The following is a 22363-nucleotide window of genomic DNA, read 5'->3' as shown; positions in this document are numbered from 1 at the left end:
CGCCAGTGTGTCACTCACGGCCGACACCGCTCGCGGTAGAAGTCCTCGAGGGAGGCGCGCACGTCGTCGGCCAGGTCCAGCGTGAAGTAGGCGTGCTCGATCTCGGCGGTCCTCACGCGCACGCCGAAGCGCGAGCCGACCTTGTCCTCGGCCACGACGTGGGGATCGCAGCGCCCCATGACGACCTCGAGCCGCAGCCGCTGGGGCAGGTCGAGCGGCAGCTCCACCTCGGTGGGCGTGGCGGGCCCGAACGCGAACCGCAGGGTCGGCGCGAGGCCCAGGAGGACGACCTCGTTCGGCCCGCGCGGCTCGAGGTCCAGCGGCGCCGACCACGTGTCGCCGATGACCTCGGGCGTGCCGACGGTGACGGTCGTGGCCTCGGCGAACGCCTGCTCGCCGCAGTCGCCGTCGACGAGGTCGCGCAGCACGCCGTACGGATCAGCGACGGGCACCTTCGAGCGCCGCTCCTCGTCGCCGTACCGGTAGGTGAAGTCCGCGACCGCCTCCAGCTCCTTCCCCTCGGGGCAGGTGCCGGCGGGCGGATCGACGTCGATGCCCGTGCCGAATCCGGGTCCGATCTCCTCCTCGCCGTCCCACTCGACGGCCTCGGGCCAGCGATTCGACTCCAGCCGCATCGCCGAGATCGTGAGGTCGCGCCGCGTGTCGTTGCGGATCGCCACCGCGATGTCGCGGGTCAGCCGCTTGCCGCGGTACTGCATCACCTGGGCGGTGAAGCCGTCCGGCGGATCGCTCGGCTCGGGCGCGCCGGAGCACCCGGCAGCCACCAGAAGAGCTGCGACGAGCGCGATCCGACCCCGCATGGGCCGAGTGTAGGTCCGCTCAGCCGTGCTGCAGGGTGCGTCGCGAGACCAGCGCCGCGGCCAGCGCGACGAAGATCGCGGCGCCGGCGGTGAACTGCACGCCGAGGTCGAACGCCGAGGCGGCCGACGCGTGGATCCAGCCCTCGACCGGCGCGCCGAACTGCTCCGCGAACTGCAGGGTGCTGCCGAGGGTCTCGAACGCGTTCTCCTGCTCGCCGAACTTCGCCACCGCGGGCACCGTGAGGTGCGAGCGGAAGGTCGCGGTCAGCACGCTGCCGAGCACGGCCGTGCCCAGCACGGCGCCGATCTCGTAGGCGGTCTCGGAGATCGCCGACGCGGCACCGGCCTTCTGCGGGGGGACGCTCGACAGGATGAGGTCGTTCGTGATGGTCTCGGCCAGGCCGATGCCGATGCCGAGCACCGTGAACGCCACGGCGACCGACAGGACCGTCGGGTGACCGGTGAACGCGGCGATCGCGTAGCCGCTCGACGAGAGCATGAAGCTCAGCGGCACCAGCGTGCGCACCGGCACCCGCTCGACGAGGCGCACGGCGGCGAAGCCGGCCACCATCGTGGCCACCGAGCCCGGCACCAGGACGAGCGCCGACTCCAGCGGCGACAGGCCCAGCACGAGCTGCAGCAGCTGCGCGCCGAAGTACAGGAAGCCCGCGAGCGCCATGAGGCTCAGCGCGTTCGCGGCCAGGGCGCCGCTGAAGACCGGGTTCCGGAACAAGGAGAGGTCGAGCATCGGGTTCGCGCTGCGCTGCTGGCGGCGGACGAACAGCCAGCCCGAGGACAGGCCGAGGGCGAGCGCCGCGAGGGTGACGTCGTCGAGACCTGCGCTGGCGCCGTGCTTGATCGCGTAGACCAGCGGCACCATCGCCAGCAGCGACAGCAGCACCGAGATCGGGTCGAACGGGCCCGGCTGCGGGTCGCGCGACTCGGGGATCACGGCGAGCGCCAGCGGCACGAACACGATGATCAGCGGGACGTTCAGCAGGAAGACCGAGCCCCACCAGAAGTGCTCGAGCAGGTAGCCGCCGACGACGGGACCCAGGACGGCTCCGCCGGAGAACATCGCGGCCCACGCGGCGATGGCGGTGCGGCGGTCGCGCGCGTCCTCGAAGATGTTGCGGATCAACGACAGCGTCGACGGCATGAGCGTCGCGCCGAAGAAGCCGAGCAGCGCGCGGCCGGCGATCAGCATCTCGGGGGTCGTGCTGAACGCGGCGATCGCCGAGGCCACGCCGAAGCCGACGGCGCCCACGACGAGCAGGCGGCGCCGGCCCACGCGGTCGCCGAGGCTGCCCATCGCGATGAGCAGGCCGGCCAGCATGAGGGCGTAGACGTCCACGATCCACATGAGCTGGTTGCCGCTGGGGCGCAGCTCGCGGCTGATCTCGGGCAGTGCGAAGGAGAGCACCGTGTTGTCGACGGAGACGAGCAGCACGGGCAGCATCAGCACGGCCAACGCGAACCACTCGCGTCGGCCGGCACGGTGCGTGGCGGGCGTGTACGTCGTCATGAACGCCACTGTACCGTCCAGACGGTACAGTTCCAAAATGACTCTGATCACAACGCTTTCCGGTGATCGGGGTCACGAGATCGTCGTGTTTCGCCCTCGCCGGCTCGACGATCACTAGGCTGGGCCGCATGGCCGAGGAACGCAGCACCCGTGACCGCGTCCTCGACGCCTTCGAGCGACTGCTGGTCGGCGCGGGCAGCCGGGCGGCCACGCTCGACGCCGTCGCGGCCGAGGCCGGCGTCTCCAAGGGTGGTCTGCTCTACCACTTCCACAGCCGCGAGGCCCTCGTCGATGGGATGGTCGAGCGGCTGCGGGAGCAGGCGGCGCGCGACGTCGAGCAGATGCGCTCCGCCCCTCAGGGTCCGGTCGCGTTCTACCTCGAGACCTCGGTGGACACCGGCAGCGACTTCGACCGCGCCCTCATCGCGGCCTCGCGCATCGCCCAGGAGCACGACCACGGCGCCCGCACGGCCCTCGCCGACATCCGCGACGCCTGGTTCGGCGTGCTCAACGACCACCTCGCCGACGAGGCGCTCGCGCGCACGATCCAGCTGATCGGCGACGGGCTCTACTTCGACGACACCACCGGCCTGGGCAGCCCCGACGCCCTCGGCCACGTGCGCGAGGTCCTGGGCCGCCTCGGCCAGTGACTGAACGAGGTTTCCTGTCACTTCACGTGGTTCGCAAACCTCGTGAAGTGACAGTTTCCCCGGTTAACCGGGGAAACCTCCCCTACGAATCGCGCCAGACGGGCTCGAGGGTCTCGAAGGGCAGCCGGTCGAGGACGGCGAGGTCGGCGGTGGCGACCTCGTAGGAGACCTCGGCCGCGCCGTAGGCGACGGCGAGGACGTCGGTGTCGCGGCGCAGCCGGCTCTCCATCGCGCCGACCTCGGTGACCGGGACGGTCACGCGCGCCCGCTGCCACAGGACGCGCTGGCGCGTGCCGGCGACGTCGAGCGCGGCGGCCGTGGCGTCGGCGTACGCCCGGGCGAGACCGCCGGTGCCGAGCAGCGTGCCGCCGAACCACCGCGTGACGACGGCGACGACGTCGCTGACCTCACGCCCGGCGAGGACCTCGAGCATCGGCCGGCCGGCGGTCCCGGAGGGCTCGCCGTCGTCGTTGCTGCGCCGCAGCGCACCGTCGGGACCGATGACGAACGCGGTGCAGTGGTGCCGGGCGTCGTGGTGCGTCGACCGCACCTCGGCGATCAGCGCCCGCGCCGACGCCTCGTCCTCGACCCGGCCCGCCCGCGCCAGGAACCGCGACCGCAGCACGACGATCTCGGCCTCGGCGAAGCCGCCGACGGGCCGGTCGATCGTGCGGTACGACACCTCAGCGCTTGCGCAGTTCCAGGAAGATCGAGGGACCGAAGTCGCTGGCCGCGAGCGGCTTCTGCAGCACGCGCTCGACCGCGACGAGGGCCTTGGTGGGCACGATCCGCTTGAGCTTCTGGCTGCGCAGGTTCGAGACCGAGAGCTTGCGCTCCAGCACGAGGCCGGCGGCGGCCAGCTGGCTCACGACGGTGTCGATGTTGTGGTTCACGAACGCGATCGCGTCGGGCTGGTCGGCCGCGACCGTGCGGATGCTGACGGGCTCCTTCGGGAGCGCCTTGCCGGCCTTCTTGAACGCACGACGGTTCTTGAAGTGTCCGTAGTTCGCGACCTCGATGATCGCGGTGCCGCCCGGCGCGAGGACGCGCGCGATCTCGGCGAACTCGTCGGTGGGCTCGGGGATGTGGTGCATGACGCGCACCATCGTGATGAGGTCGAGCTCGCCGTCCTCGAACTGCAGCGCGTCGGCCTGCTGGCGCGCCTTGATGACGTCGGTGCCCTCGAGGAACTTCTCGGCGGCGTCGAGCTGGGTCTGGCTGGGCTCGGCGAGCGTCACGCGGTCGGCGTACTCGCGCAGCAGCAGGGCGAGGCGGCCGAAGCCACCGCCCACGTCGGCGGCCTTGGCGAATCGGCGGCCCTGGAGCAGACGACGGATCGCGACCTGCTCGGCGGCGTTCTCGTAGTCGCGGTTGTTCCAGTACTGGGTGTAGTCGTACCCCCGGTCGTACTGGTCGGCGACCTTCTTGCTGGGCTTGTTGTCCTCGCTCACCGGGCAAACCCTAGCAATCCGGACCCCACGTCCCGAATCGCGCGACGGCTTCAGCGACCGAAGGTGCGCGGGCCGAACTCGGGCTCGGTCTTCTCCATGCCCGCCTTGCGCGCAGCGGCCGTGTTGGGCGCCTTGAACATGGCCTTCTGCAACTTGCGCTCGAGGGCGAACGCGCGGCGCGGGGTGGCGCGACGCGTCTCGTTGAGGAGCCTCTTGGAGGCCGCGACGGAGTCGGGGGAGCGCGTCAGCAGCTGGTCGACCAGCTCGAGCGCGGGCTTGGTCGGGTCCTCGGCCACGCCCGAGGCGATGCCGTACTCGACGGCCTGCTCGCCGGAGAAGACCTCACCGGTCATCACGAGACGCTTGGCGAGGTCGGCGTTGACCAGCTCGGCCAGGGCGACCGTGCCACTCATGTCGGGGACCAGGCCCCACTTGGCCTCGAGGATCGACCACTGGCAGTCGGGCGTGGTGAAGCGGAAGTCGGCGGCGAGCGCCAGCTGGATGCCGCCGCCGAAGACGTGGCCGCGCGTGACGGCGATGACCGGCACCGAGAGCTCACGCCAGGCCCACAGCGGCTGCTGGAACTTGTTCGTGCCCTTGAGGGGGTTGGGCAGGAAGTACTTGGCGACGCGCTTCTTGTCGGTCATGACCTGCCCGAAGTCCAGGCCCGCGCAGAAGGACGGGCCGCGGCCCTCGAGCAGCACGGCGCGCACGTTCGGGTCGGCCTCGATGCGGTCGGCCGCCTCGAGCAGGCCGTCCAGCACGCCGAACGTGATGCCGTTCAGCTTGTCCGGGCGGTTGAGCCAGACGCGGGCGATGGGCCCCTCGATCTCGGTGACGACGTGCTGTTCGCTCATGGGGCTCAGGGTAGGGGGTCGCCGAGAGCGCGCCGCAACTGCTGCACCGTCTCGGTCAGCGAGTGCGACGTGGCGACGCCGTGCGGCCAGCCCGTGCCGCCGAGGAAGAGGTGCGTGCGCTTGCCCAGGGCGGCGAACCGCTCCAGCTCCTCCTCGCCCGGGACGATGACCGAGGACCACAGGAAGACGACGTCGGGCTCGCTGCTCTCGACGAACTGCTCCAGCGACTCCATGGGCAGCCGCGCGCCGAGCTCGGTCCAGGCGTGACCGTGACGGGCCAGGGCCGCGCCGAGCGCGACGACGGGCAGCTTGTGCTGCTCGTCCTCGACGCTGGCCAGCACCACACGCGCCGGGCCCTTCGTCGGGTACTGGTGCGCGGCGGCGCGCAGGGCACTGAGCACGCACGCGGTGACGAGGTGCTCCGCCGCGACCCCGATCCGTCCGTCCTCCCAGTGCAGGCCGATCTCGATCATGGCCGGCGCGATGGCGGCGTCCCAGGCTTCCTCGATCCCGAAGCGGTCGATCGCCTTCTCGGCGGCCTCCTGGACCCGCGCGGCGTCGAGCTCCTTGGCGCCCTCGATGATGTCGAAGACCGCCTGCTCGTGGGCCGAGGCCCGCAGGCCGGCCGGTCCGGCGCCGACGATCGCGGCGAGCTCGTGGGGCGACAGGCGCTTGACCCGCTCGGCCGCGTCATGCGCCGGAATCCCCGATTCGATGAAGCGTGCCATGGTGGCGACGCGGTCCGCGTCGACGATCGTGTAGCGGCGGTGACCGCCGGCGGTGCGGAAGGTGGGACCCACTCCGTAGCGGCGCTCCCACGTACGAAGAGTGGGCGCGGCAATGCCCAACATCTCGGAGAGAGTCCCCACGGTCCAGCGGCGGTGCATGGGGAAATCATAAAACCTATTCAAGTCGCTTGCCTAGTGAATAGGTTGAGTAGTACGGTCGGACTACTCACCGAGTTGTGCACACCAGCTCGCGTCAGTCCTCACCCTTGGGGAAGGGGCAGGAAACATGGTCAACATCAAGCGACTTCCGTCGCCCATCATCGAGTCCTACGAATGGCAGTGGGAGGGCGCCTGCATGGGTGCCGACTCCTCCGTCTTCTTCTCGCCCGAAGCAGAGCGCGGGATGAAGCGGCACCGCCGTGAGGAGAACGCCAAGGCCGTCTGCGCCACGTGCCCGGTCATCGACCGGTGCCGTGAGCACGCGCTCGCGGTCCAGGAGCCGTACGGCGTCTGGGGCGGTCTCACCGAGTCCGAGCGCACCGAGATCCTCGCGGGCCGTCAGGTGGCCGTCGGCTGATGGCCGCGTCCAAGCCCGCGAGGTCCAGCACGTCGGCGAAGATCCTCTACCAGCCGGTCGGGCTCATCTCGTCGATCCTCGCGGGACTCATCGCGTCGGCGGTGTTCAAGCAGGTCTGGAAGCGGGCCAGCCCGAACAGCGAGGGCGATCCGCCCAACCCGACGCAGTCCGAGTTCCCGCTCAAGGAGATCTTGCTCGCCGCCGTCATCCAGGGCGCGATCTTCTCCGGTGTTCGCGCGCTCGTCCAGCGACAGGGCGCCCGCGCGTTCGCCAAGGCGACGGGCGAGTGGCCCGGCGACTGAGCGCACGACCCCGCGACGACCGGATCCTCCTCCTGCCGGTCGACGCACACCGACGATGGCCGCGGGACTCCACCCCGCGGCCATCGTCGTGTCCGCGGTGATCGGTCCCCGAGCACGAGAAAGGGCCGGATCCCTAAGGATCCGGCCCTTCTGCTGTGCGCGAGGGGGGATTTGAACCCCCACGCCCTTGCGGACACTGGCACCTGAAGCCAGCGCGTCTACCATTCCGCCACTCGCGCGTTGATCCGGTGAACCGGACCGACGTCAGAGTCTAACAGGCAGCGTCGGGGACGCGAACTCCGCGGGTCCCCCTCCCGCGATCGCGTCCGTGTGCGGCGGGTCGCAGCCACGGAGGACGCCGTTCTGGCCCCGTGTCGATACGATCGACAGGACCGACCGTCGTCGATGTGGCATGCCCGAGGAGGTGAGCACCTGTGGCCGGAGTCCTGCAGCGCTTCGAGAAGCGCCTCGAGGGTGCCGTCACCGGGGCGTTCGCTCGTGCCTTCCGCAGCGCGGTGCAGCCCGTCGAGATCGCGGCGGCCCTGCAGCGCGAGGTCGACCAGAACGCGTCGGTCCTCAGCCGCGAGCGCACGCTCGTGCCCAACGACTTCACCGTGGAGCTCTCGCCGGCCGACCACGACCGCCTGGCCCCCTACGGCGCCACGCTGGCCACCGAGCTGGCCACGCTGCTCAAGGAGCACCTCGCCGAGCAGCACTACACCGCCGCCGGCCCGCTGCACATCGAGTTCGCCCTCGACGAGGCCCTGCACACCGGTCGCTTCACGATCGTCAGCGCCTCGAACGCGTCGGTCACGCCGGTGCGCGGCGAGCCGATCACCGACACCGCCGTCCGCCGCGCCAAGGTCGTGCTCGACATCGGCGGCCTGCGTCACCCCGTGAACCCGCCCGGCATCACGATCGGCCGCGGCTCCTCGGTGGACCTCAAGATCGACGACCCGGGCATCAGCCGCAACCACGCCGAGATCTCGTTCCTGGGCACGGGCGTGGAGATCCGCGACCTCGGGTCCACCAACGGCGTCATCGTCGACGGTCGCCGGGTCGACGCCGCGTTCCTGCGCAACGGCTCCTCCATCCGTCTCGGCAACACGACGATCTCCGTGCAGATCAGCGAGGAGGTCGTGTGAGCGAGCTGACCCTGACCCTGATCAAGCTCGGCTTCCTGGCCGTGCTGTGGCTGTTCGTGCTGTCGGCCGTCTCGGTCATCCGCACCGACATCTTCGGCACGAAGGTCCAGGCGGCGAAGGCGCCCAAGGGGCAGAAGGCCCAGAAGCAGGCGAAGCCCGAGAAGGCCCGTCGCAACCGCAAGCTGCGGGGTGCGCCCAGCATGCTGCAGGTCGTCGACGGTCCCAACGCCGGCCAGAGCGTGCCGCTGGGCACCGAGCCGATCCTGCTCGGCCGCGGCACCGACGCCGCGATCCGCCTCGACGACGACTACGTGTCCACCCGTCACGCCCGCTTCGCCACCAACGGCGAGCAGTGGTTCGTCGAGGACCTCGGCTCCACGAACGGCACCTACATCGGCAGCCAGCGCGTCACCTCCCCGGTGCCGGTCGCGCTCGGCACGTCCGTGCGACTGGGCAAGACGATCGTGGAGTTGCGCAAGTAGATGGCGCCGCTGACCTACCGCTACGTGGCGCTGACCGACGTCGGTCTGCGACGTTCGAACAACCAGGACTCGGGCTACGCCAGCCCGCGCCTGCTGGTCATCGCCGACGGCATGGGCGGCGCCGCGGCCGGCGACCTCGCCTCCTCGGCCACGCTCGCCGAGATCCGCGATCTCGACCGCGACCTCGACCCCGAGGACGACGGCGACGCGCTCGAGGCCCTGCGCACCGCGGTGGCCACCGCGAACCATCGGCTCGCCCAGCTGATCGCCGACGACCCCGCGGTCGAGGGCATGGGCACCACGCTCGAGGCGATGCTGTGGGACGGCGAGAAGCTGGCCGTCGCCCACATCGGCGACTCGCGCGCCTACCGCCTGCGCCAGGGACGTCTCAGCCAGCTGAGCATCGACCACACCTTCGTGCAGAGCCTCGTCGACGAGGGACGCATCACGCCCGAGGAGGCGCGCGTCCACCCGCACCGCTCGCTGCTGCTCAAGGCCATCCTGGGACGCGACGACTTCGAGCCCGACTTCACGTGGCTCCAGCCCGCCGCCGGCGACCGCTACCTGCTGTGCAGCGACGGCCTCACCGACATGGTCGACGACGAGACGATCGAGCGGACGATGAAGCTCGAGACGATCGACGCGGCCGCCACCGAGCTGGTCCGGCTCGCGCTCGAGGGCGGCGGCTACGACAACGTCACCGTCGTGCTGGCCGAGTTCGTCGACGGCGAGGAGCCGGTCGACGAGAGCCTCGTCTGCGCCGACGGCCAGCCCCAGATCGTGGGCGCCGCCACCTCGCAGCCCCGCCCGCGCACGGGCTCGGTCCGGGCCGCCACCGCTCCGGCCACGCTCCCGGCCGGAGCCGACGACGCCGTCGAGCCCGACCCCGAGGAGCTCCGCTACGCGCCGCGTGCCGCGCCCCGCCGCCGCGGCCTCACGTGGCTGCTCGCGATCCTCGTCATCCTGGGCCTCGTCGGCGGGGCCGGCGCCTACGCCTACGACTGGTCGCAGCGCCAGTACTTCGTCGCGCCGTCGGGCGACCAGGTCGCGATCTACCGCGGCGTCGACGTCGACATCCCCGGACTGACCCTCAAGACGGTCGACGAGGTCACCCGCATCCAGATCGACACGCTGCCGCCGTACCAGCGCGACCGCGTCGCCGCGGGCATCGCCGCCGCCGATCACGCCGAGGCCAAGCGCATCGTCACCAACCTCAGCATCCAGGTCACCGAACCGACCCCCACGCCGACGCCGACCCCCACCGCCACGGCCTCGCCGCGTCGCACCCCGGCCACGTCCGCGCCGACGGAGGCACCATGAGCTCCCCGGGCGCCACCCCCGCCTGGATCCCTCGCAAGCGCCGCACCGCCGAGCTCGGACTGCTGCTGCTGGCGATCGCAATCGGCATCGGGTCCTACGCCGCCGTCGGCCTGGGCATCGACGGCACCGTTCCCGCGGGCATCTACACGGTCGGCGCGGTCTACGCCGTCGTCGCGCTCGGTGCCCACGTCGCCGTGCGCCGCTTCGCCGGCTACGCCGATCCCGTGCTGTTGCCGGTCGTCGTGGCGCTCAACGGCATCGGCCTGACGATGATCTACCGGATCGACCTCGGCCTCGAGGCCAACGGATCGGGCTTCGGCCCGTTCGCGCAGGGCCAGTTGCGCTGGACGATCCTGGGCGTCCTCATGTTCGTCGCGGTGCTCGCGCTCATTCGCGACCACCGCCGCCTGCAGCAGTACACCTACACGTTCGGCCTCGGCGCGATCGTGCTGCTGGTGCTGCCGATCCTGCCCGTCATCGGCAACGCGAAGCGCGGCGCGCAGATCTGGATCCAGCTCGGCCCGTTCAGCTTCCAGCCCGCCGAGGCCGCCAAGATCGCGCTGGCGATCTTCTTCGCCGGCTACCTCGTGGCCAAGCGCGACGCGCTCGCCCTGGCCGGCCGCCGGGTGCTCGGCGTCGACCTGCCGCGCGGCCGCGATCTCGGCCCCATCCTGCTGGGCTGGCTCGTCAGCGTCGGCATCCTCGTCTTCCAGCGCGACCTCGGCTCGTCGCTGCTGTTCTTCGGCCTCTTCGTCGTGATGCTCTACGTCGCCACCGAGCGGCCGGGCTGGCTCGTCGTCGGCGGCCTGCTGTTCGCGGCGGGCGCCTGGTTCGGCTACGCGGCCTTCGGGCACGTGCGCGACCGCTTCGACGCCTGGCTCGACCCGTGGGCCGACCCGGACAAGAACTACCAGATCATCACGGCGCTCTACGGCCTCGCGCACGGCGGCCTGCTGGGTCGCGGCTGGGGCCAGGGCAGCCCCGAGATGACGCCCTTCGGCTTCTCCGACTTCATCCTGTCCTCCATCGGCGAGGAGCTCGGCCTCACCGGCCTCATGGCGGTGCTCGTGGCCTACGGCCTCATCGTCGAGCGCGGTCTGCGCATCGCGCTGACCTGCCGTGACGCGTTCGGCAAGCTGCTCGCGGTGGGCCTGTCGGTCTCGTTCGCGCTGCAGGTGTTCGTCGTCGCCGGCGGCGTCATGCGCCTCATCCCGCTGACCGGCCTGACGGCGCCGTTCCTGGCCGCCGGCGGCTCGTCGATCATCATGAACTGGATCATCGTCGCGCTGCTGCTGCGCATCAGCGACCAGACCCGTCGTCCCGCCCCCGAGGTCTCCACGATCAGCGGGGACGACCAGACGCAGGTGGTGAAGCTCTCGTGAACAAGCCCGTGCGCGCCATGGCCATCGTGTGCCTCCTGATGTTCCTGGCCCTGCTGCTCAACGCCAACGTCGTGCAGTTCGTCCAGGCCGACGACCTGAACGCCAAGGAGGGCAACCGCCGCGTCATCGACGAGCAGTTCAGCCGCGAGCGCGGCGCGATCATCGTCGACGGCGAGCCCATCGCGCAGTCCGTGCCGGTGAAGGACAAGTGGCAGTTCCAGCGCAAGTACACCGACCCGAAGCTGTACGCGCCGGTCACCGGCTACTTCTCCTACATCTACGGCCGCGAGGGCATCGAGCAGTCGTACAACGACATCCTGTCCGGCAGCGACGACCGCCTGTTCGTCAACCGCGTCATCGACGTCATCTCCAACGACCAGCCGCAGGGCGGCAGCGTCGAGCTCACCCTCGACCCGGCCGCCCAGAAGGCCGCGTTCGACGGCCTGGCCGATCTCGGCGAGAAGACGCGCGGCGCCGTCGTGGCGCTCAACCCGCAGAACGGCGACATCCTCGCGATGGTCAGCCAGCCCACGTACAACCCCAACGCGCTCGCCAGCCACGACCTCGACAAGGTCACCACGGCGATGCGGCGCCTGGAGAACGACGAGAACCAGCCGCTCATCAACCGCGGCACGCAGACCACGCTGCCCCCGGGCTCGACCTTCAAGGCCGTCACGGCGGCCGCGGGCATCGAGGACCTCGGGCTGAAGGCCGACGACGACGTCCGCGGCGGCGCCACCCTCGGCTTCCCCGGCATCGACTACAAGCTGACCAACCAGGGCGGCAGCGACTGCGGCGGCAACCCGATCACGTTCGAGCGGGCGCTCGAGGTCTCGTGCAACGTCTCGTTCGGCTGGATGGCCGGCAAGGTCGGCCAGGACAAGCTCGCCGAGCAGGCCACGAAGTTCGGCTTCGGCTCGCGCCCGCTGGACGACCTCTCCTCGGCCGCCAGCCGCTTCACCGCCGACCCCGACGCCGAGCTCGAGGCGCCGCAGCTGGCCCAGTCCGGCATCGGCCAGTACGAGGTCGCCGCCACGCCGCTGCAGATGGCCATGGTCGCCGGCACGGTGGCCAACGACGGCGTGCTGATGAAGCCGCGCGTCGTGCGCACCGTCCGCGCGCCGAACCTGTCGATTCTCGAGCAGCCCGAGCCGCAGGAGCTGGAGCGGGCGATGTCCGCGAGCGACGCCCGCGAGCTCAACGACATGATGGTCGCGGTCGTCGACGACGGCACCGGCTCGCCCGCGGCCATCCCCGGCGTGAAGGTCGGCGGCAAGACCGGCACCGCCGAGTCGGCGCCCGACCGCCCGCCCTACGCCTGGTTCATCAGCTTCGCCCCGGCGGACGACCCGCAGGTCGCCGTGGCGGTGCTGGTCGAGTCCGCACAGAACACCAGCGACATCGGCGGAGGCCGCCTCGGCGGCCCGATCGCCCGCTCCGTGATGGAGGCGGTGCTGCGATGACCACCATCCACCCTTTGGGAGACTGGACACCATGACCGAGACTGACGCGTACATGAGCCCGCTCGGCGACCGCTACCAGGTCGGCGAGCTGGTCGGCCGTGGAGGCATGGCCGATGTCAGGGCCGGACACGACATGCGCCTGGGCCGCCCGGTCGCCATCAAGCTGCTGCGCGCCGACCTGGCCGCCGACGAGACGTTCCAGGAGCGCTTCCGCCGCGAGGCGCAGTCCGCGGCCTCGCTGAACCACCCCTCGATCGTCGCCGTCTACGACACCGGCGAGGCCACCGACGCGTCCGGCGCCCACGTGCCGTACATCGTGATGGAGCTCGTCGAGGGCCGCACGCTGCGCGACGTCCTGCGCGACGGCCGCAAGATCCTGCCCGAGCGCGCCCTGTCGATCACCGCCGACATCCTGGCCGCCCTGGACTACAGCCACCGCGCCGGCATCATCCACCGCGACATCAAGCCCGCCAACGTCATGCTGACGCCCGAGGGCAAGGTCAAGGTGATGGACTTCGGCATCGCCCGCGCGATCGCCGACACCTCCAGCGCCATGACCCAGACCGCGGCCGTCATCGGCACCGCGCAGTACCTCTCGCCCGAGCAGGCGCGCGGCGAGACCGTCGATGCCCGCAGCGACATCTACTCCACCGGCTGCGTGCTCTACGAGCTGCTCACCGGCCGTCCGCCGTTCGTGGGCGACAGCCCCGTCTCGGTGGCCTACCAGCACGTGCGCGAGGAGGCCCGTCCCCCGTCGCAGCTGAACCCCGACGTCTCGGTCGAGGTCGACCACGTCGTCGCGAAGGCGCTCGCCAAGCGCGTCGACGACCGCTACTCCAGCGCCGGCGACATGCGCAAGGACATCGAGCGTGTGCTGGCCGGCGGCTCGGTCGACGCGCCCACGCAGGCCGTCACGGCCGTCGGCGCCGCCGGGGCCACCCAGGTCGCGCCCGCCGTCGCCGCGCCCGTGCTGCCGCCCGCCTCCGAGGAGGAGGAGAAGAAGAAGGGCGCCGGCAAGTGGTGGGCGCTCGCGCTCGTTCTGCTGGCGATCGCGGCCGCGGTGGGCATCGCGCTGATGCTCAACGACAAGGACCCCGAGGTGAACACGCCGCAGGTGGACGTGCCGCGCGTGGAAGGCCTCGACGTCGAGACCGCCACCAACCGGCTCGAGTCCAAGAACCTCGTCGTCGGCGACACCAGCGAGCAGACCAGTGCCGACATTCCCGAGGGCCAGGTCATGTCCACCGACCCCGAGGCCGGCACCACCGTCGACGAGGGCACGACGGTCGACCTGGTCGTCAGCGCCGGGCCCGAGCTCGTCGACATCCCGAACCTCACGAGCTACTCGTACGACGAGGCCAAGGACCTGCTCGAGGGCGACCGGTACGGCCTCAAGGTCGAACGCCAGAACACCGACAGCGACCAGCCCAAGGGCCGCGTCCTGAACAGCAACCCGCCCCCGGGCACCCAGGTCGAGCGCGGCAGCACGGTCACGCTCATCGTGTCCCGCGGTCAGGTCGACGTGCCCAACGTCGTCGGTCAGTCCGTCGACGCGGCCACGAAGACGCTCGAGGACGCCGGCCTGAAGGTGTCGGTGCAGGACGACCCGAACGGCACGGCGCCCGACGGCACCGTCACCGCGCAGAGCCGCGAGCCGGGCTCGATGGTCGCGCCGGGCACGACGATCACCCTCACGGTGTCGCGTCCGCCGGAGCCCGAGACCGAGCCGACGCCCGACCCGAACGGTCCGCCGACCACGCTGCCCACCCCCTGAGGGGACTCAGTCCACGACGGTGGCGTGGCTCATCGACACGCTGCCGCCGTAGGCGGGCGCCTTCACGACGTCCACCTCGCGCTGGTCGAGGCCGAGGCCGTACTTCTGCGCGTACTGCGTGTAGGTGGTGACCTCGGGCGACTCGGTCATCGCGCCGCGCAGGCGGCTACGGTCGCCGATCGCCTCGATCACGTAGGGCGGCGAGTAGGGCACGCCGTCGAGCACCACGGTGTTGCCGACGCACTTGATGCCCGTGGTGGAGATCAGCCGCTGCCCCTGCAGCGTGATCGCCTCGGCACCGCCGGCCCACAGGGCGTTCACGAACGCCTGGATGTCCTGCTGGTGAACGACGAGCAGGTTGGGATCGAGTCCGGGGACCTCCACCGAGCGCGGAGCGTCCTCCAGGGCGATGCGCAGACCCGGCCCCTCGACGGGCGTCAGGCCGGCCGGGTCGGAGAGCCGCGTGACGCGACGCGCCTCGCGGCGCAGGTCCGCGTCGTCGGCGCGGCCGGTGAGCTCGTCGACCTCGCGCTGCAGCCGCGCGGCCTCGCCGCGACGGTTCTCCACCTCGTGGGCGCGGTCGCGCACCACCGAGTTCAGGTCGCCGCCGGCGGGCCTCAGGTCGGAGCCGTCGGAGGTCACCGCGGCCGCCACCAGGACGATGCCGCACACGCAGGCGAGGACGAGGCCGAGCAGGCTCCACCTGCTGACGACCTTGATCTTCCCCTCCTCGCGTGGAGTTTCCGGCACGACGACTAGGCTAGCGGGGTACGACACACAGCGGCCGTCCCAGCCGCCCGACCGGGAGATGCTCGTGTTCAACAGGTTCAAGCGCAAGTCCGTCGACGACAACGGCCCCAAGCCGGTGCGCATCGGCAACCGCTGGGCGGCTCCCCTGATGGTCGCGTGCGCGGTCATCGGCCTGGCCTGGATCGTCGTCTTCTACACGATCTCCAACACCGACGTGACGATCCCCTGGTACAGCGACCTCGGTGGCTGGAACCTCATGATCGGCATGGGCTTCATCCTCGCCGCGTTCGGCTTCGCGATGAAGTGGGAGTGAATCACACCCCTGTGATTCCCCACAGGCTGTGCACACAGCTGTGGACAAGGTGTGGACGCGGGTGCTTCAGCTGAGGATCATGAAGCGCCCGGCGAGGTCGCTCGTGCGCCAGAACACGGCGGCGACGAAGGCCGCCCAGAGCACCACGAACGTCGCGACCTGCACGAGCGTGCGGCGCTCACGCGGCGCATAGGCGAACACCAGGCCGAGCACGAGGCCGGTGAGGAAGCCGCCGAGGTGGCCCTGCCAGCTGATGCCCGACTGCAGGCTGATCAGGCCGTTGATCGCCAGCAGGACGAGCATGCCGGTGATGTTCTGGCGCGTGCGCACGAGGAAGACCAGCGCCAGTCCGAACAGGCCGAAGACGGCACCGGAGGCGCCGATCGTCAGGGTGCGGAAGTCGGTGAGCAGGTAGACCAGCACCGACGAGCCCACGGCGAGCGTCAGGTACGTGAGAATGAACCGGACGCGCCCGAGGGTCTGCTCGACGAACGGGCCGAACAGGTACAGCGCGTACATGTTGAACGCGAGGTGCAGCAGTCCGCCGTGCAGGAAGGCCGCGGTCACGAGACGCCAGTACTCGCCGTGGGCGACGCCGTGGACCTCGCCGTCGTAGACGCCCAGGCCCAGCATCGCGCCGTCCTGGAAGAAGCGGCCGCTCGTGCCGCCGGTGACCATGACGATCAGCTGGGCCGCGACGTTGAGAGCGATGATCACCATCGTGACCGCGCCGGCGTTGGTGGAGATCGCGCCTCCGGCCAGCGTGCGCGGCTGACGCACCGACGCCTGCCCCTGCTTCACGCACTCGGGGCACTGGAAGCCGACGCTGGCCTCGCGCATGTCCTCAGGACAGATGTAGCGCGAGCAGCGCTGGCACTGGATGAACGCAGGCCGACCCGGATGGCGGTAGCAGGTCTGGCCGGCGTTCTGGTCGGTCACTTCTCGATGGTGACGGACTCGATCACGACGGGCTGGGTCGGACGATCGAAGCGATCGGTCTCGACCGCGGCGATCGCGTCGACGACAGCGCGGCTGTCGGCGTCCTTGACCTCACCGAAGATCGAGTGCTTCCGGTTGAGCCAGTCGGTCTTCGCGACCGTGATGAAGAACTGCGAGCCGTTCGTGCCGGCGCCGTTGGGCTTGGTGCCCGCGTTGGCCATGGCGAGCAGGTAGGGACGGTCGAACTGGAGCTCGGGGTGGAACTCGTCGTCGAACTCGTAGCCCGGGCCACCGCGGCCGTCGCCGAGCGGGTCGCCGCCCTGCAGCATGAAGTTGGAGATCACCCGGTGGAACGTGAGGCCGTCGTAGAAGGGCTTCGTCGACACCGAGCCGGTGGCGGGATCGACCCATTCCTTGGTGCCCTCGGCCAAGCCGACGAAGTTCGCCACCGTCTTGGGTGCCTGGTGGTCGAACAGCTCGATCTTGATGTCTCCACGGTTGGTGTGGAGCGTGGCGATGGTGGGCACTTCACGTCCTTTCAGGGGTTGGTTCCATCCTTGCACGAGACGCCGAACGTCTCCCGCTAGCGTGGGGGCATGTCGAGACTGGTGTTGCTCCTGATCGCTGCCGCGGCGGCCGTCGTGGTCGTCCGCAAGGCCACCGCCGAGCGCGGCGGCTCCTACGATCCGAGGATCGATCGGTGACCGTCAACCTGCACTCCGAGGGTGGTGTGACAACGCTCACCTTCTCCGCCCCGCCCGTGAACCTGTACTCGCTGGAGTTCCACGATGAGTTCGACGCGGCCCTGGATCGCGTGGAGGCCGAGCCGCCCCGCGTGCTGGTGGTGCGCGCCGGGGGCAAGCTCGTGTCCGGCGGCGTCGACGTGGCGCAGTTCCACGCCCGCACCACCAAGGCCGCCACGCGCGAGCTCTACGACCGGATGATCGAGCTGCCCGAGCGGTTCGCGGCGCTGGACGTTCCCACGATCTTCGTCGCGCACGGCCTGACGCTGACGTGGGCGTTCGAGGTCGCGCTGGCGTGCGACGTGCTGCTGGCCTCGGAGAAGGCGAAGTTCGGCCTCGTCGAGCGGGTCATCGGGCTGACGCCGACCATGGGCGGAACGCAGCGGCTCGCCGGCCGCGCGGGTGTCGCGCGCGCCAAGGAGTTCGTGTTCACGGGCGCGCCGTTCGACGCCGCCACGCTCGAGCGCTGGAACGTGGTCAACCGGGTCTTCGCTCCCGACGAGCTCGACGCCGGCGTCGCGGCCTTCGCCGCCGACCTGGCCTCCGGCCCGACCCGCGCGTTCGGCGCCGCGAAGCAGATCCTGCGCGAGTTCGAGGCCTCCGGCGTCCCGGGCTCCATCGCCCGCACCACCGAGATCGCCGCCGAGCTCTTCGACACCGAGGACCTCCAGCACGGCATGGCCTCCTTCCTCGCCGACGGCCCCGGGAACGCCACGTTCGTCGGGCGGTGACGTGACAGTTTCCCCGGTTAAGCGGGGAAACTGCCACTGACGGAGGTTCGCGAACCTCGTGAAGTGACAGGAAACCTCGTGAAGTCAGGCGAGGACGGTGGGCGAGCGACGGCCGTGAAGGCGACGCGACTGCTCGAGGGCTGCCAGGATCCGCTGGCAGGTAGCCCGAGGCGAGTGCAGGTCGGACCACACCCACCGGCTCATCCCACGGCCCGTCTCGCGAATGCGGTCCTCGCGGCGCTTCTCGTCGACGATCACCTGACCGAGGTTGCCGCCGCCGTACGGGTTCAGACGGCCGTACTTGAGTAGGCCGTCGAACTCGCCGCAGTGCCAGAAGTCCTCCCAGTCGAAGTCCACCCGACCGAGCGAGACTCCGTTCGCGTCGAAGTACTCCACCTGCATCCGGGGAACGGGGACACCGCCCATACGAAACATGTAGAGGGAGCGGAGCTCCCCAACGGTCTCGCACTCCGGGGTGGCCCAGATGACGGACAGACGAACTTTGGCGACGCCGGGCCATCGCGCCATCGCGCCGAGGCGCTCGTGCAGCTCTTCCGGCGTCACACCATGCCGTAGCGCGAGGGACGTCTGGATGAGGCCGGCCTCCGTGCCGGCGACCACCGCCGTCTCGAGCGCGGCGCGCCCAGGGACCACGAGGAGGTGCCCGTCGACCTCGACGATGTCCTCGTCCGGCAGGGTTCCCCCGTGATGGGTCACCTTCGCCTCGGCACGGGCGGTCGTCCGACCCAGACGCGTCACATGGACCTGGCTCAGGTCGAGGCCGTACGAGACGCCGCTGTGGATCACCGAGGCGGACTGGTGGCTGAGCACGACTCCCGAGGGCAGCTTGTCCTGCACCGCGAAGGCCAGCAGCCGGTGCCTCTCCTCCGGCGAGAGGTCGGCGTGTCCGCGCGGCGCGTACGTCCCCGGGCGAATTCGCACGATGAGCTCCTGCCGGAGCGCGTCCTTGATCTGGCGGTCGGACACGCCCAGGTCGAGCAGATCGGGACGCAGGATGTAACCACCTCGGCGATCGGCCAAGGTCTCGAAGAAGGGCTCCATTCGTGAACTCTCGCGGATCCCAGCCACGAGAACGGTCCTGACTTCGGACCCTGTGGACAACGCGGCACGTCGTCCACGAGCCCCGACTTCGCGAGGTTTCCTGTCACTTAGTGAGGTTTGCGAACCTCGCTAAGTGACGGTTTCCCCGCTTAACCGGGGAAACCGTCATTCACCCGACGTCAAGGGTGCTTGACTGTCAAGCGACCTTGACCCTACGGTGGGGGCATGAGCGAACAGGTGGAGACGCGGGGGTACTGGGGGCGGGCGCGGTTCGGTGGGGGGCCGGGGGTGCTGCTCGGGGTCTGCGTGGCCGTCGCACTGGTGGTGTCGGGCGGGGTCGCGGCGTGGGCGCTGGCGGCGCTCGACGGGACCCGGCGCGAGGAGATCGTCGTCTTCGCGGTCGTCGCGCTGCCGTGGATCTTCGCGCTGACGTGGGTCGTCCTCGTCGACCGGACGAGCCTGCGCGACGCGGTGGACCGGCCCGACGACACGATCGAGGCCCAGTGGCTCCAGCGCGCGCAGAGCGGCGCGTTCACCGACCTGCTGCTGGTCCTCGGGCTCACGCTCGTCGCCGGGGTCATCGTCGACCTCGACGTGTCGCTGCGGATCGGACTGATCGCGCTGACGGCGTTCGCGATGGGCGACGTCGTCGTGCGGATGCTGTGGCTGAAGCGTCGGGACGGCTGATGCGCAACCACGTCCCGCGGCTCCGCGAGGAGCGCGGCTGGTCGCAGCGCCGGCTCGCCGACGAGCTGGGCGTGTCGCGGCAGACCGTGATCTCGATCGAGAAGGGTCGCTACGACCCGTCGCTGCCGCTGGCGTTCCGGCTCGCGGCGGCGTTCGACTGTCGGATCGAGGACCTGTTCGAGCCCGACCCGGCCGAGGACTGACTCAGGCGGTGGCGGGCGCGGAGGCCCGGGAGGCGTGCACGCGGTGGGTCGTGCGGCGCTCGGACCAGAACGACACGAGCGGGATGCACGCCAGGACGATGACGCTGAGCATGTAGCCCCACGACCACTTCTCGCGCAGGGTCAGGCGGGCGACCAGGACGATCAGCACCATGAAGAGGAAGCCGTGCAGCTGGTCGATCACCAGGAAGGTGTCCTGGTGGCGGTTCCACCACGAGCCCTCGTCGGTGGCGATCTTGCCGATGAAGCCGGCCATCACGATGAGGAGGTTGAGTCCCACGATGGTCGCCATGACCTGGTAGGCGCGCAGAAGTCGGTCGTTCACCGCCCCAGCCTATCGATCTCGGCCAAGCACCATCTCACGCGCCATGCGCCACCACATGAACAGCGCGAAGGCCGCGAAGACCCACCATTGCAGGCCGTATCCGAGGTTGCGGCCGCCGGCGGTCCACGACACGTCGGCCTCCGGGACCTCGGCCACGTCGAGGCCGCCGGCCACGGCCGGGTCGGTGGAGATCGCGAAGCCCGACCACAGGTCCGCGTAGCCGAGCTCATTGAGCAGCGTGGGGATGCGGACCGATCCGATCGTGCGCGCGGCGGGGTCCCAGCCGGAGGCGGACTCCTCGCCCGGCTGCAGCACGGCCTCGAACGAGACCTCGCCGACCGGGACGTCGGGGAACGTCGCGGGGGCCTCGGGAGCCCAGCCGCGCACGACCATCAGCTGGGCGTCTCCCACCGTGACGGGCGCCAGCAGCCACACGCCGGTGGCACCGCCCTGTTCACGGTCGGTGACCCAGAGCTGCTCGGCCGCGGGACGGAACGTGCCGGTCACCGTGACCGGGCGCTGGTCCTGGTCGGTGGTGAAGACGTCTCCGGGTGCCCACACCGACTCGAGGGGGACCGCCGCGGCGGTCTCACCCTGCTCGGCGCGCTCGTCCTCCTGCCGCTGGTCGTACGCACCGAGCTGCCACGTGCCCATGAACAGGCAGAACCCGATCGCCGCGATGGCGAACAGGTGCAGGCCGAGGACGGCCGGGCGGAACCACGCACCCACCCCCGGCCGGTCGTTCACGACGTGAACGGCTTGAGGCCGGGGTAGAGCGGGAAGCGCTCGGCGAGCACGTGGGTGCGCTTGCGCAGACCCTCGATGTCGACCTCGCCCGGCTGGAGCGCCGCGGCGATGATCTCGGCGACCTCGCGGAACTCGTCGGCGCCGAAGCCACGCGTGGCCAGGGCCGGCGTGCCGATGCGCAGGCCCGAGGTCACCATCGGGGGACGCGGGTCGTTCGGGACCGCGTTGCGGTTGACCGTGATGCCGACCTCGTGGAGGCGGTCCTCGGCCTGCTGGCCGTCGAGCTCGGAGTTGCGCAGGTCGACGAGCACGAGGTGCACGTCGGTGCCGCCGCTGAGGACCTGGATGCCCGCGGCCACCGCGTCGTCGGCGAGCAGACGCTCGGCGAGGATGCGCGCACCCTCGATCGTGCGCTGCTGACGCTCGGCGAACTCGGGCTGCAGCGCCATCTTGAAGGCCACGGCCTTCGCGGCGATGACGTGCTCGAGCGGGCCGCCCTGCTGGCCGGGGAACACGGCCGAGCGCATCTTCTTGGCGATCGTCTCGTCGTTCGTGAGGATCGCGCCGCCACGCGGGCCGCCGAGGGTCTTGTGCGTGGTGGTGGTGACGATGTGCGCGTGGGGCAGCGGGCTGGGGTGCAGGCCCGTGGCCACGAGGCCGGCGAAGTGCGCCATGTCGACCCACAGGATCGCGTCGACCTCGTCGGCGATCGCGCGGAACGCGGCGAAGTCGAGCTGACGGGGGTACGCCGACCAGCCGGCGATGATCACGCGGGGGCGGTGCTCGATCGCGAGCGCGCGCACCTCGTCCATGTCGACCAGGCCGGTCTCGGGGATCACGTGGTAGGGGATCGGGTTGTAGAGGCGCCCGGAGAAGTTCAGCTTCATGCCGTGCGTGAGGTGACCGCCGTTGGCCAGGTCGAGGCCCAGGATCGTGTCGCCCGCGGTGGCGATGGCGTGCAGGGCGGCGGCGTTGGCCGAGGCGCCCGAGTGGGGCTGCACGTTGGCGTAGTCCGCGTCGAAGAGCTGCTTGAGCCGGTCGATGGCCAGCTGCTCGACCTGGTCGACGAACTCGCAGCCGCCGTAGTAGCGCTTGCCGGGGTAGCCCTCGGCGTACTTGTTCGTGAGCACGCTGCCCTGCGCCTCGAGGGCGGCGACGGGAGCGAAGTTCTCCGAAGCGATCATCTCGAGCGTCGTCTGCTGGCGGACCAGCTCGGCGTCGAGGAGCGCGGCGATGTCGGGATCGAAATCGGCGAGATGCTGGTCGTGGCTCATGGTCCGAGGATATCGCCCGCGCCGCGAGCCCAGATCCGCGCGCCCCCGGGAGCGTAACCAAAACGCAACCGTCCTGCGGATGGCCCCGACTCCG

General features: G+C 70.6%; 26 protein-coding genes and 1 tRNA gene. 13 read left to right on the top strand and 14 right to left on the bottom strand.

Annotation, left to right across the window (positions count from 1 at the left end):
- Positions 1–14 precede the first annotated feature (14 nt).
- Entirely contained in the window at positions 15–821 is an 807-nt protein-coding gene (locus BJ975_RS15315) for a hypothetical protein (RefSeq protein ID WP_179427470.1), read from the bottom strand.
- Positions 822–840: 19 nt separating this feature from the next.
- Entirely contained in the window at positions 841–2346 is a 1506-nt protein-coding gene (locus BJ975_RS15310) for an MFS transporter (protein WP_179427468.1), read from the bottom strand.
- Positions 2347–2474: 128 nt separating this feature from the next.
- On the opposite strand from BJ975_RS15310, the gene BJ975_RS15305 reads away from it, so the two are divergent.
- Positions 2475–2996, top strand: coding sequence for a TetR/AcrR family transcriptional regulator (locus tag BJ975_RS15305; RefSeq protein WP_179427466.1), 522 nt, complete (start codon positions 2475–2477; stop codon positions 2994–2996).
- Between the two features lie 82 nt (positions 2997–3078).
- Here BJ975_RS15305 and BJ975_RS15300 read toward each other — a convergent pair whose 3' ends face one another.
- Genes BJ975_RS15300 through BJ975_RS15285 form a run of 4 tightly spaced genes read right to left on the bottom strand, consistent with a single transcriptional unit; the run spans position 3079 to position 6191 of the window.
- Positions 3079–3678 carry an IMPACT family protein gene (locus tag BJ975_RS15300; protein ID WP_317628247.1) on the bottom strand — a complete coding sequence of 200 codons (600 nt, stop codon included), beginning with the start codon at positions 3676–3678 and terminating at the stop codon, positions 3079–3081.
- A gap of 1 nt (position 3679) precedes the next feature.
- Positions 3680–4447 carry a class I SAM-dependent methyltransferase gene (locus BJ975_RS15295; protein ID WP_179427464.1) on the bottom strand — a complete coding sequence of 256 codons (768 nt, stop codon included), beginning with the start codon at positions 4445–4447 and terminating at the stop codon, positions 3680–3682.
- Between the two features lie 50 nt (positions 4448–4497).
- The gene (locus tag BJ975_RS15290) at positions 4498–5304 is read right to left on the bottom strand and encodes a crotonase/enoyl-CoA hydratase family protein (protein WP_179427462.1); all 807 of its coding nucleotides are present in this window, start codon (positions 5302–5304) and stop codon (positions 4498–4500) included.
- Positions 5305–5309: 5 nt separating this feature from the next.
- Entirely contained in the window at positions 5310–6191 is an 882-nt protein-coding gene (locus tag BJ975_RS15285) for a MerR family transcriptional regulator (protein ID WP_179427460.1), read from the bottom strand.
- Between the two features lie 127 nt (positions 6192–6318).
- Between BJ975_RS15285 and BJ975_RS15280 the strand changes: the two genes are divergently transcribed.
- Together BJ975_RS15280 and BJ975_RS15275 are read left to right on the top strand one after the other, a co-directional pair.
- Positions 6319–6609 (top strand): WhiB family transcriptional regulator, encoded by a 291-nt coding sequence (locus tag BJ975_RS15280; protein WP_179424212.1) that lies wholly within the window; start codon positions 6319–6321, stop codon positions 6607–6609.
- On the top strand, positions 6609–6911 hold the full coding sequence (locus BJ975_RS15275; protein WP_179427458.1) for a DUF4235 domain-containing protein: 303 nt from the start codon (positions 6609–6611) through the stop codon (positions 6909–6911). Before BJ975_RS15280 ends, BJ975_RS15275 begins: the two co-directional genes overlap by 1 nt.
- Before the next feature lie 156 nt (positions 6912–7067).
- Here BJ975_RS15275 and BJ975_RS15270 read toward each other — a convergent pair.
- Positions 7068–7150 (bottom strand) — tRNA-Leu (locus tag BJ975_RS15270).
- Between the two features lie 195 nt (positions 7151–7345).
- Here BJ975_RS15270 and BJ975_RS15265 point away from each other — a divergent pair.
- From BJ975_RS15265 to pknB, 6 genes are read left to right on the top strand one after another with little or no spacing between them, the layout of a single operon-like run.
- Positions 7346–8056 carry an FhaA domain-containing protein gene (locus BJ975_RS15265; protein ID WP_179427456.1) on the top strand — a complete coding sequence of 237 codons (711 nt, stop codon included), beginning with the start codon at positions 7346–7348 and terminating at the stop codon, positions 8054–8056.
- Positions 8053–8538, top strand: a complete 486-nt coding sequence (locus BJ975_RS15260) for an FHA domain-containing protein FhaB/FipA (RefSeq protein ID WP_179427454.1) — start codon at positions 8053–8055, stop codon at positions 8536–8538. The genes BJ975_RS15265 and BJ975_RS15260 overlap by 4 nt, the downstream gene beginning before the upstream one ends.
- A complete protein-coding gene (locus BJ975_RS15255; protein ID WP_179427452.1) occupies positions 8539–9858 on the top strand; it encodes a PP2C family protein-serine/threonine phosphatase in 1320 nt (439 codons plus the stop codon).
- The gene (locus BJ975_RS15250; protein WP_179427450.1) at positions 9855–11240 is read left to right on the top strand and encodes an FtsW/RodA/SpoVE family cell cycle protein; all 1386 of its coding nucleotides are present in this window, start codon (positions 9855–9857) and stop codon (positions 11238–11240) included. Before BJ975_RS15255 ends, BJ975_RS15250 begins: the two co-directional genes overlap by 4 nt.
- Positions 11237–12703: a peptidoglycan D,D-transpeptidase FtsI family protein gene (locus BJ975_RS15245; RefSeq protein ID WP_179427448.1), complete on the top strand. Its 1467-nt coding sequence runs from the start codon at positions 11237–11239 to the stop codon at positions 12701–12703. The genes BJ975_RS15250 and BJ975_RS15245 overlap by 4 nt, the downstream gene beginning before the upstream one ends.
- A gap of 31 nt (positions 12704–12734) precedes the next feature.
- A complete protein-coding gene (gene pknB / locus BJ975_RS15240) occupies positions 12735–14477 on the top strand; it encodes a Stk1 family PASTA domain-containing Ser/Thr kinase (RefSeq protein WP_179427446.1) in 1743 nt (580 codons plus the stop codon).
- Positions 14478–14483: 6 nt separating this feature from the next.
- Here the strand turns inward: pknB and BJ975_RS17300 are convergent, their stop codons facing one another.
- Positions 14484–15227, bottom strand: a complete 744-nt coding sequence (locus BJ975_RS17300) for a DUF881 domain-containing protein (protein ID WP_396336565.1) — start codon at positions 15225–15227, stop codon at positions 14484–14486.
- Between the two features lie 64 nt (positions 15228–15291).
- Between BJ975_RS17300 and BJ975_RS17030 the strand changes: the two genes are divergently transcribed.
- The gene (locus BJ975_RS17030) at positions 15292–15540 is read left to right on the top strand and encodes a cell division protein CrgA (protein WP_269304371.1); all 249 of its coding nucleotides are present in this window, start codon (positions 15292–15294) and stop codon (positions 15538–15540) included.
- A 66-nt stretch (positions 15541–15606) separates the two neighbouring features.
- Here BJ975_RS17030 and BJ975_RS17180 read toward each other — a convergent pair whose 3' ends face one another.
- Both BJ975_RS17180 and BJ975_RS15220 read right to left on the bottom strand, forming a co-directional pair.
- On the bottom strand, positions 15607–16479 hold the full coding sequence (locus BJ975_RS17180; RefSeq protein WP_218845966.1) for a rhomboid family intramembrane serine protease: 873 nt from the start codon (positions 16477–16479) through the stop codon (positions 15607–15609).
- Positions 16476–17006 carry a peptidylprolyl isomerase gene (locus BJ975_RS15220; RefSeq protein ID WP_269304375.1) on the bottom strand — a complete coding sequence of 177 codons (531 nt, stop codon included), beginning with the start codon at positions 17004–17006 and terminating at the stop codon, positions 16476–16478. The genes BJ975_RS17180 and BJ975_RS15220 overlap by 4 nt, the downstream gene beginning before the upstream one ends.
- 173 nt (positions 17007–17179) lie before the next feature.
- Here BJ975_RS15220 and BJ975_RS15215 point away from each other — a divergent pair, with 173 nt between their 5' ends.
- Entirely contained in the window at positions 17180–17953 is a 774-nt protein-coding gene (locus BJ975_RS15215; RefSeq protein ID WP_179427440.1) for an enoyl-CoA hydratase/isomerase family protein, read from the top strand.
- Positions 17954–18037: 84 nt separating this feature from the next.
- Here the strand turns inward: BJ975_RS15215 and BJ975_RS15210 are convergent, their stop codons facing one another.
- Complete coding sequence (locus BJ975_RS15210; protein WP_179427438.1) at positions 18038–19015, bottom strand: type IV toxin-antitoxin system AbiEi family antitoxin domain-containing protein; 978 nt, start codon at positions 19013–19015, stop codon at positions 18038–18040.
- Positions 19016–19240: 225 nt separating this feature from the next.
- On the opposite strand from BJ975_RS15210, the gene BJ975_RS15205 reads away from it, so the two are divergent.
- On the top strand, positions 19241–19702 hold the full coding sequence (locus tag BJ975_RS15205) for a hypothetical protein (protein ID WP_179427436.1): 462 nt from the start codon (positions 19241–19243) through the stop codon (positions 19700–19702).
- Positions 19702–19905, top strand: a complete 204-nt coding sequence (locus tag BJ975_RS15200; protein ID WP_179427434.1) for a helix-turn-helix transcriptional regulator — start codon at positions 19702–19704, stop codon at positions 19903–19905. Before BJ975_RS15205 ends, BJ975_RS15200 begins: the two co-directional genes overlap by 1 nt.
- Before the next feature lies 1 nt (position 19906).
- Here BJ975_RS15200 and BJ975_RS15195 read toward each other — a convergent pair whose 3' ends face one another.
- Genes BJ975_RS15195 through glyA form a run of 3 tightly spaced genes read right to left on the bottom strand, consistent with a single transcriptional unit; the run spans position 19907 to position 22269 of the window.
- On the bottom strand, positions 19907–20248 hold the full coding sequence (locus BJ975_RS15195) for a DUF3817 domain-containing protein (RefSeq protein ID WP_179427432.1): 342 nt from the start codon (positions 20246–20248) through the stop codon (positions 19907–19909).
- 9 nt (positions 20249–20257) lie between these two features.
- Positions 20258–20995, bottom strand: coding sequence for an SURF1 family protein (locus BJ975_RS15190; protein WP_179427430.1), 738 nt, complete (start codon positions 20993–20995; stop codon positions 20258–20260).
- Complete coding sequence (gene glyA, locus BJ975_RS15185) at positions 20992–22269, bottom strand: serine hydroxymethyltransferase (RefSeq protein ID WP_179427428.1); 1278 nt, start codon at positions 22267–22269, stop codon at positions 20992–20994. Before glyA ends, BJ975_RS15190 begins: the two co-directional genes overlap by 4 nt.
- Between the last annotated feature and the right edge of the window lie 94 nt (positions 22270–22363).

This window comes from Aeromicrobium tamlense (assembly GCF_013408555.1).
GTDB lineage: Bacteria > Actinomycetota > Actinomycetes > Propionibacteriales > Nocardioidaceae > Aeromicrobium > Aeromicrobium tamlense.
Note: the sequence above shows the minus strand (reverse complement) of the source record. Positions and strands in the feature narration are given on the sequence as shown.

Bases quoted from the DNA above. Each gene is read 5' to 3' on its own strand.
- BJ975_RS15310 (WP_179427468.1), bottom strand. From the start codon at position 2,346: ATGACGACGTACACGCCCGCCACGCACCGTGCCGGCCGACGCGAGTGG.
- BJ975_RS15250 (WP_179427450.1), top strand. From the start codon at position 9,855: ATGAGCTCCCCGGGCGCCACCCCCGCCTGGATCCCTCGCAAGCGCCGC.
- BJ975_RS15280 (WP_179424212.1), top strand. From the start codon at position 6,319: ATGGTCAACATCAAGCGACTTCCGTCGCCCATCATCGAGTCCTACGAA.
- BJ975_RS15305 (WP_179427466.1), top strand. From the start codon at position 2,475: ATGGCCGAGGAACGCAGCACCCGTGACCGCGTCCTCGACGCCTTCGAG.
- BJ975_RS15205 (WP_179427436.1), top strand. From the start codon at position 19,241: ATGAGCGAACAGGTGGAGACGCGGGGGTACTGGGGGCGGGCGCGGTTC.
- BJ975_RS15275 (WP_179427458.1), top strand. From the start codon at position 6,609: ATGGCCGCGTCCAAGCCCGCGAGGTCCAGCACGTCGGCGAAGATCCTC.
- BJ975_RS15200 (WP_179427434.1), top strand. From the start codon at position 19,702: ATGCGCAACCACGTCCCGCGGCTCCGCGAGGAGCGCGGCTGGTCGCAG.
- BJ975_RS15210 (WP_179427438.1), bottom strand. From the start codon at position 19,015: ATGGAGCCCTTCTTCGAGACCTTGGCCGATCGCCGAGGTGGTTACATC.
- BJ975_RS15315 (WP_179427470.1), bottom strand. From the start codon at position 821: ATGCGGGGTCGGATCGCGCTCGTCGCAGCTCTTCTGGTGGCTGCCGGG.
- BJ975_RS15255 (WP_179427452.1), top strand. From the start codon at position 8,539: ATGGCGCCGCTGACCTACCGCTACGTGGCGCTGACCGACGTCGGTCTG.
- glyA (WP_179427428.1), bottom strand. From the start codon at position 22,269: ATGAGCCACGACCAGCATCTCGCCGATTTCGATCCCGACATCGCCGCG.
- BJ975_RS15285 (WP_179427460.1), bottom strand. From the start codon at position 6,191: ATGCACCGCCGCTGGACCGTGGGGACTCTCTCCGAGATGTTGGGCATT.
- pknB (WP_179427446.1), top strand. From the start codon at position 12,735: ATGACCGAGACTGACGCGTACATGAGCCCGCTCGGCGACCGCTACCAG.
- BJ975_RS15290 (WP_179427462.1), bottom strand. From the start codon at position 5,304: ATGAGCGAACAGCACGTCGTCACCGAGATCGAGGGGCCCATCGCCCGC.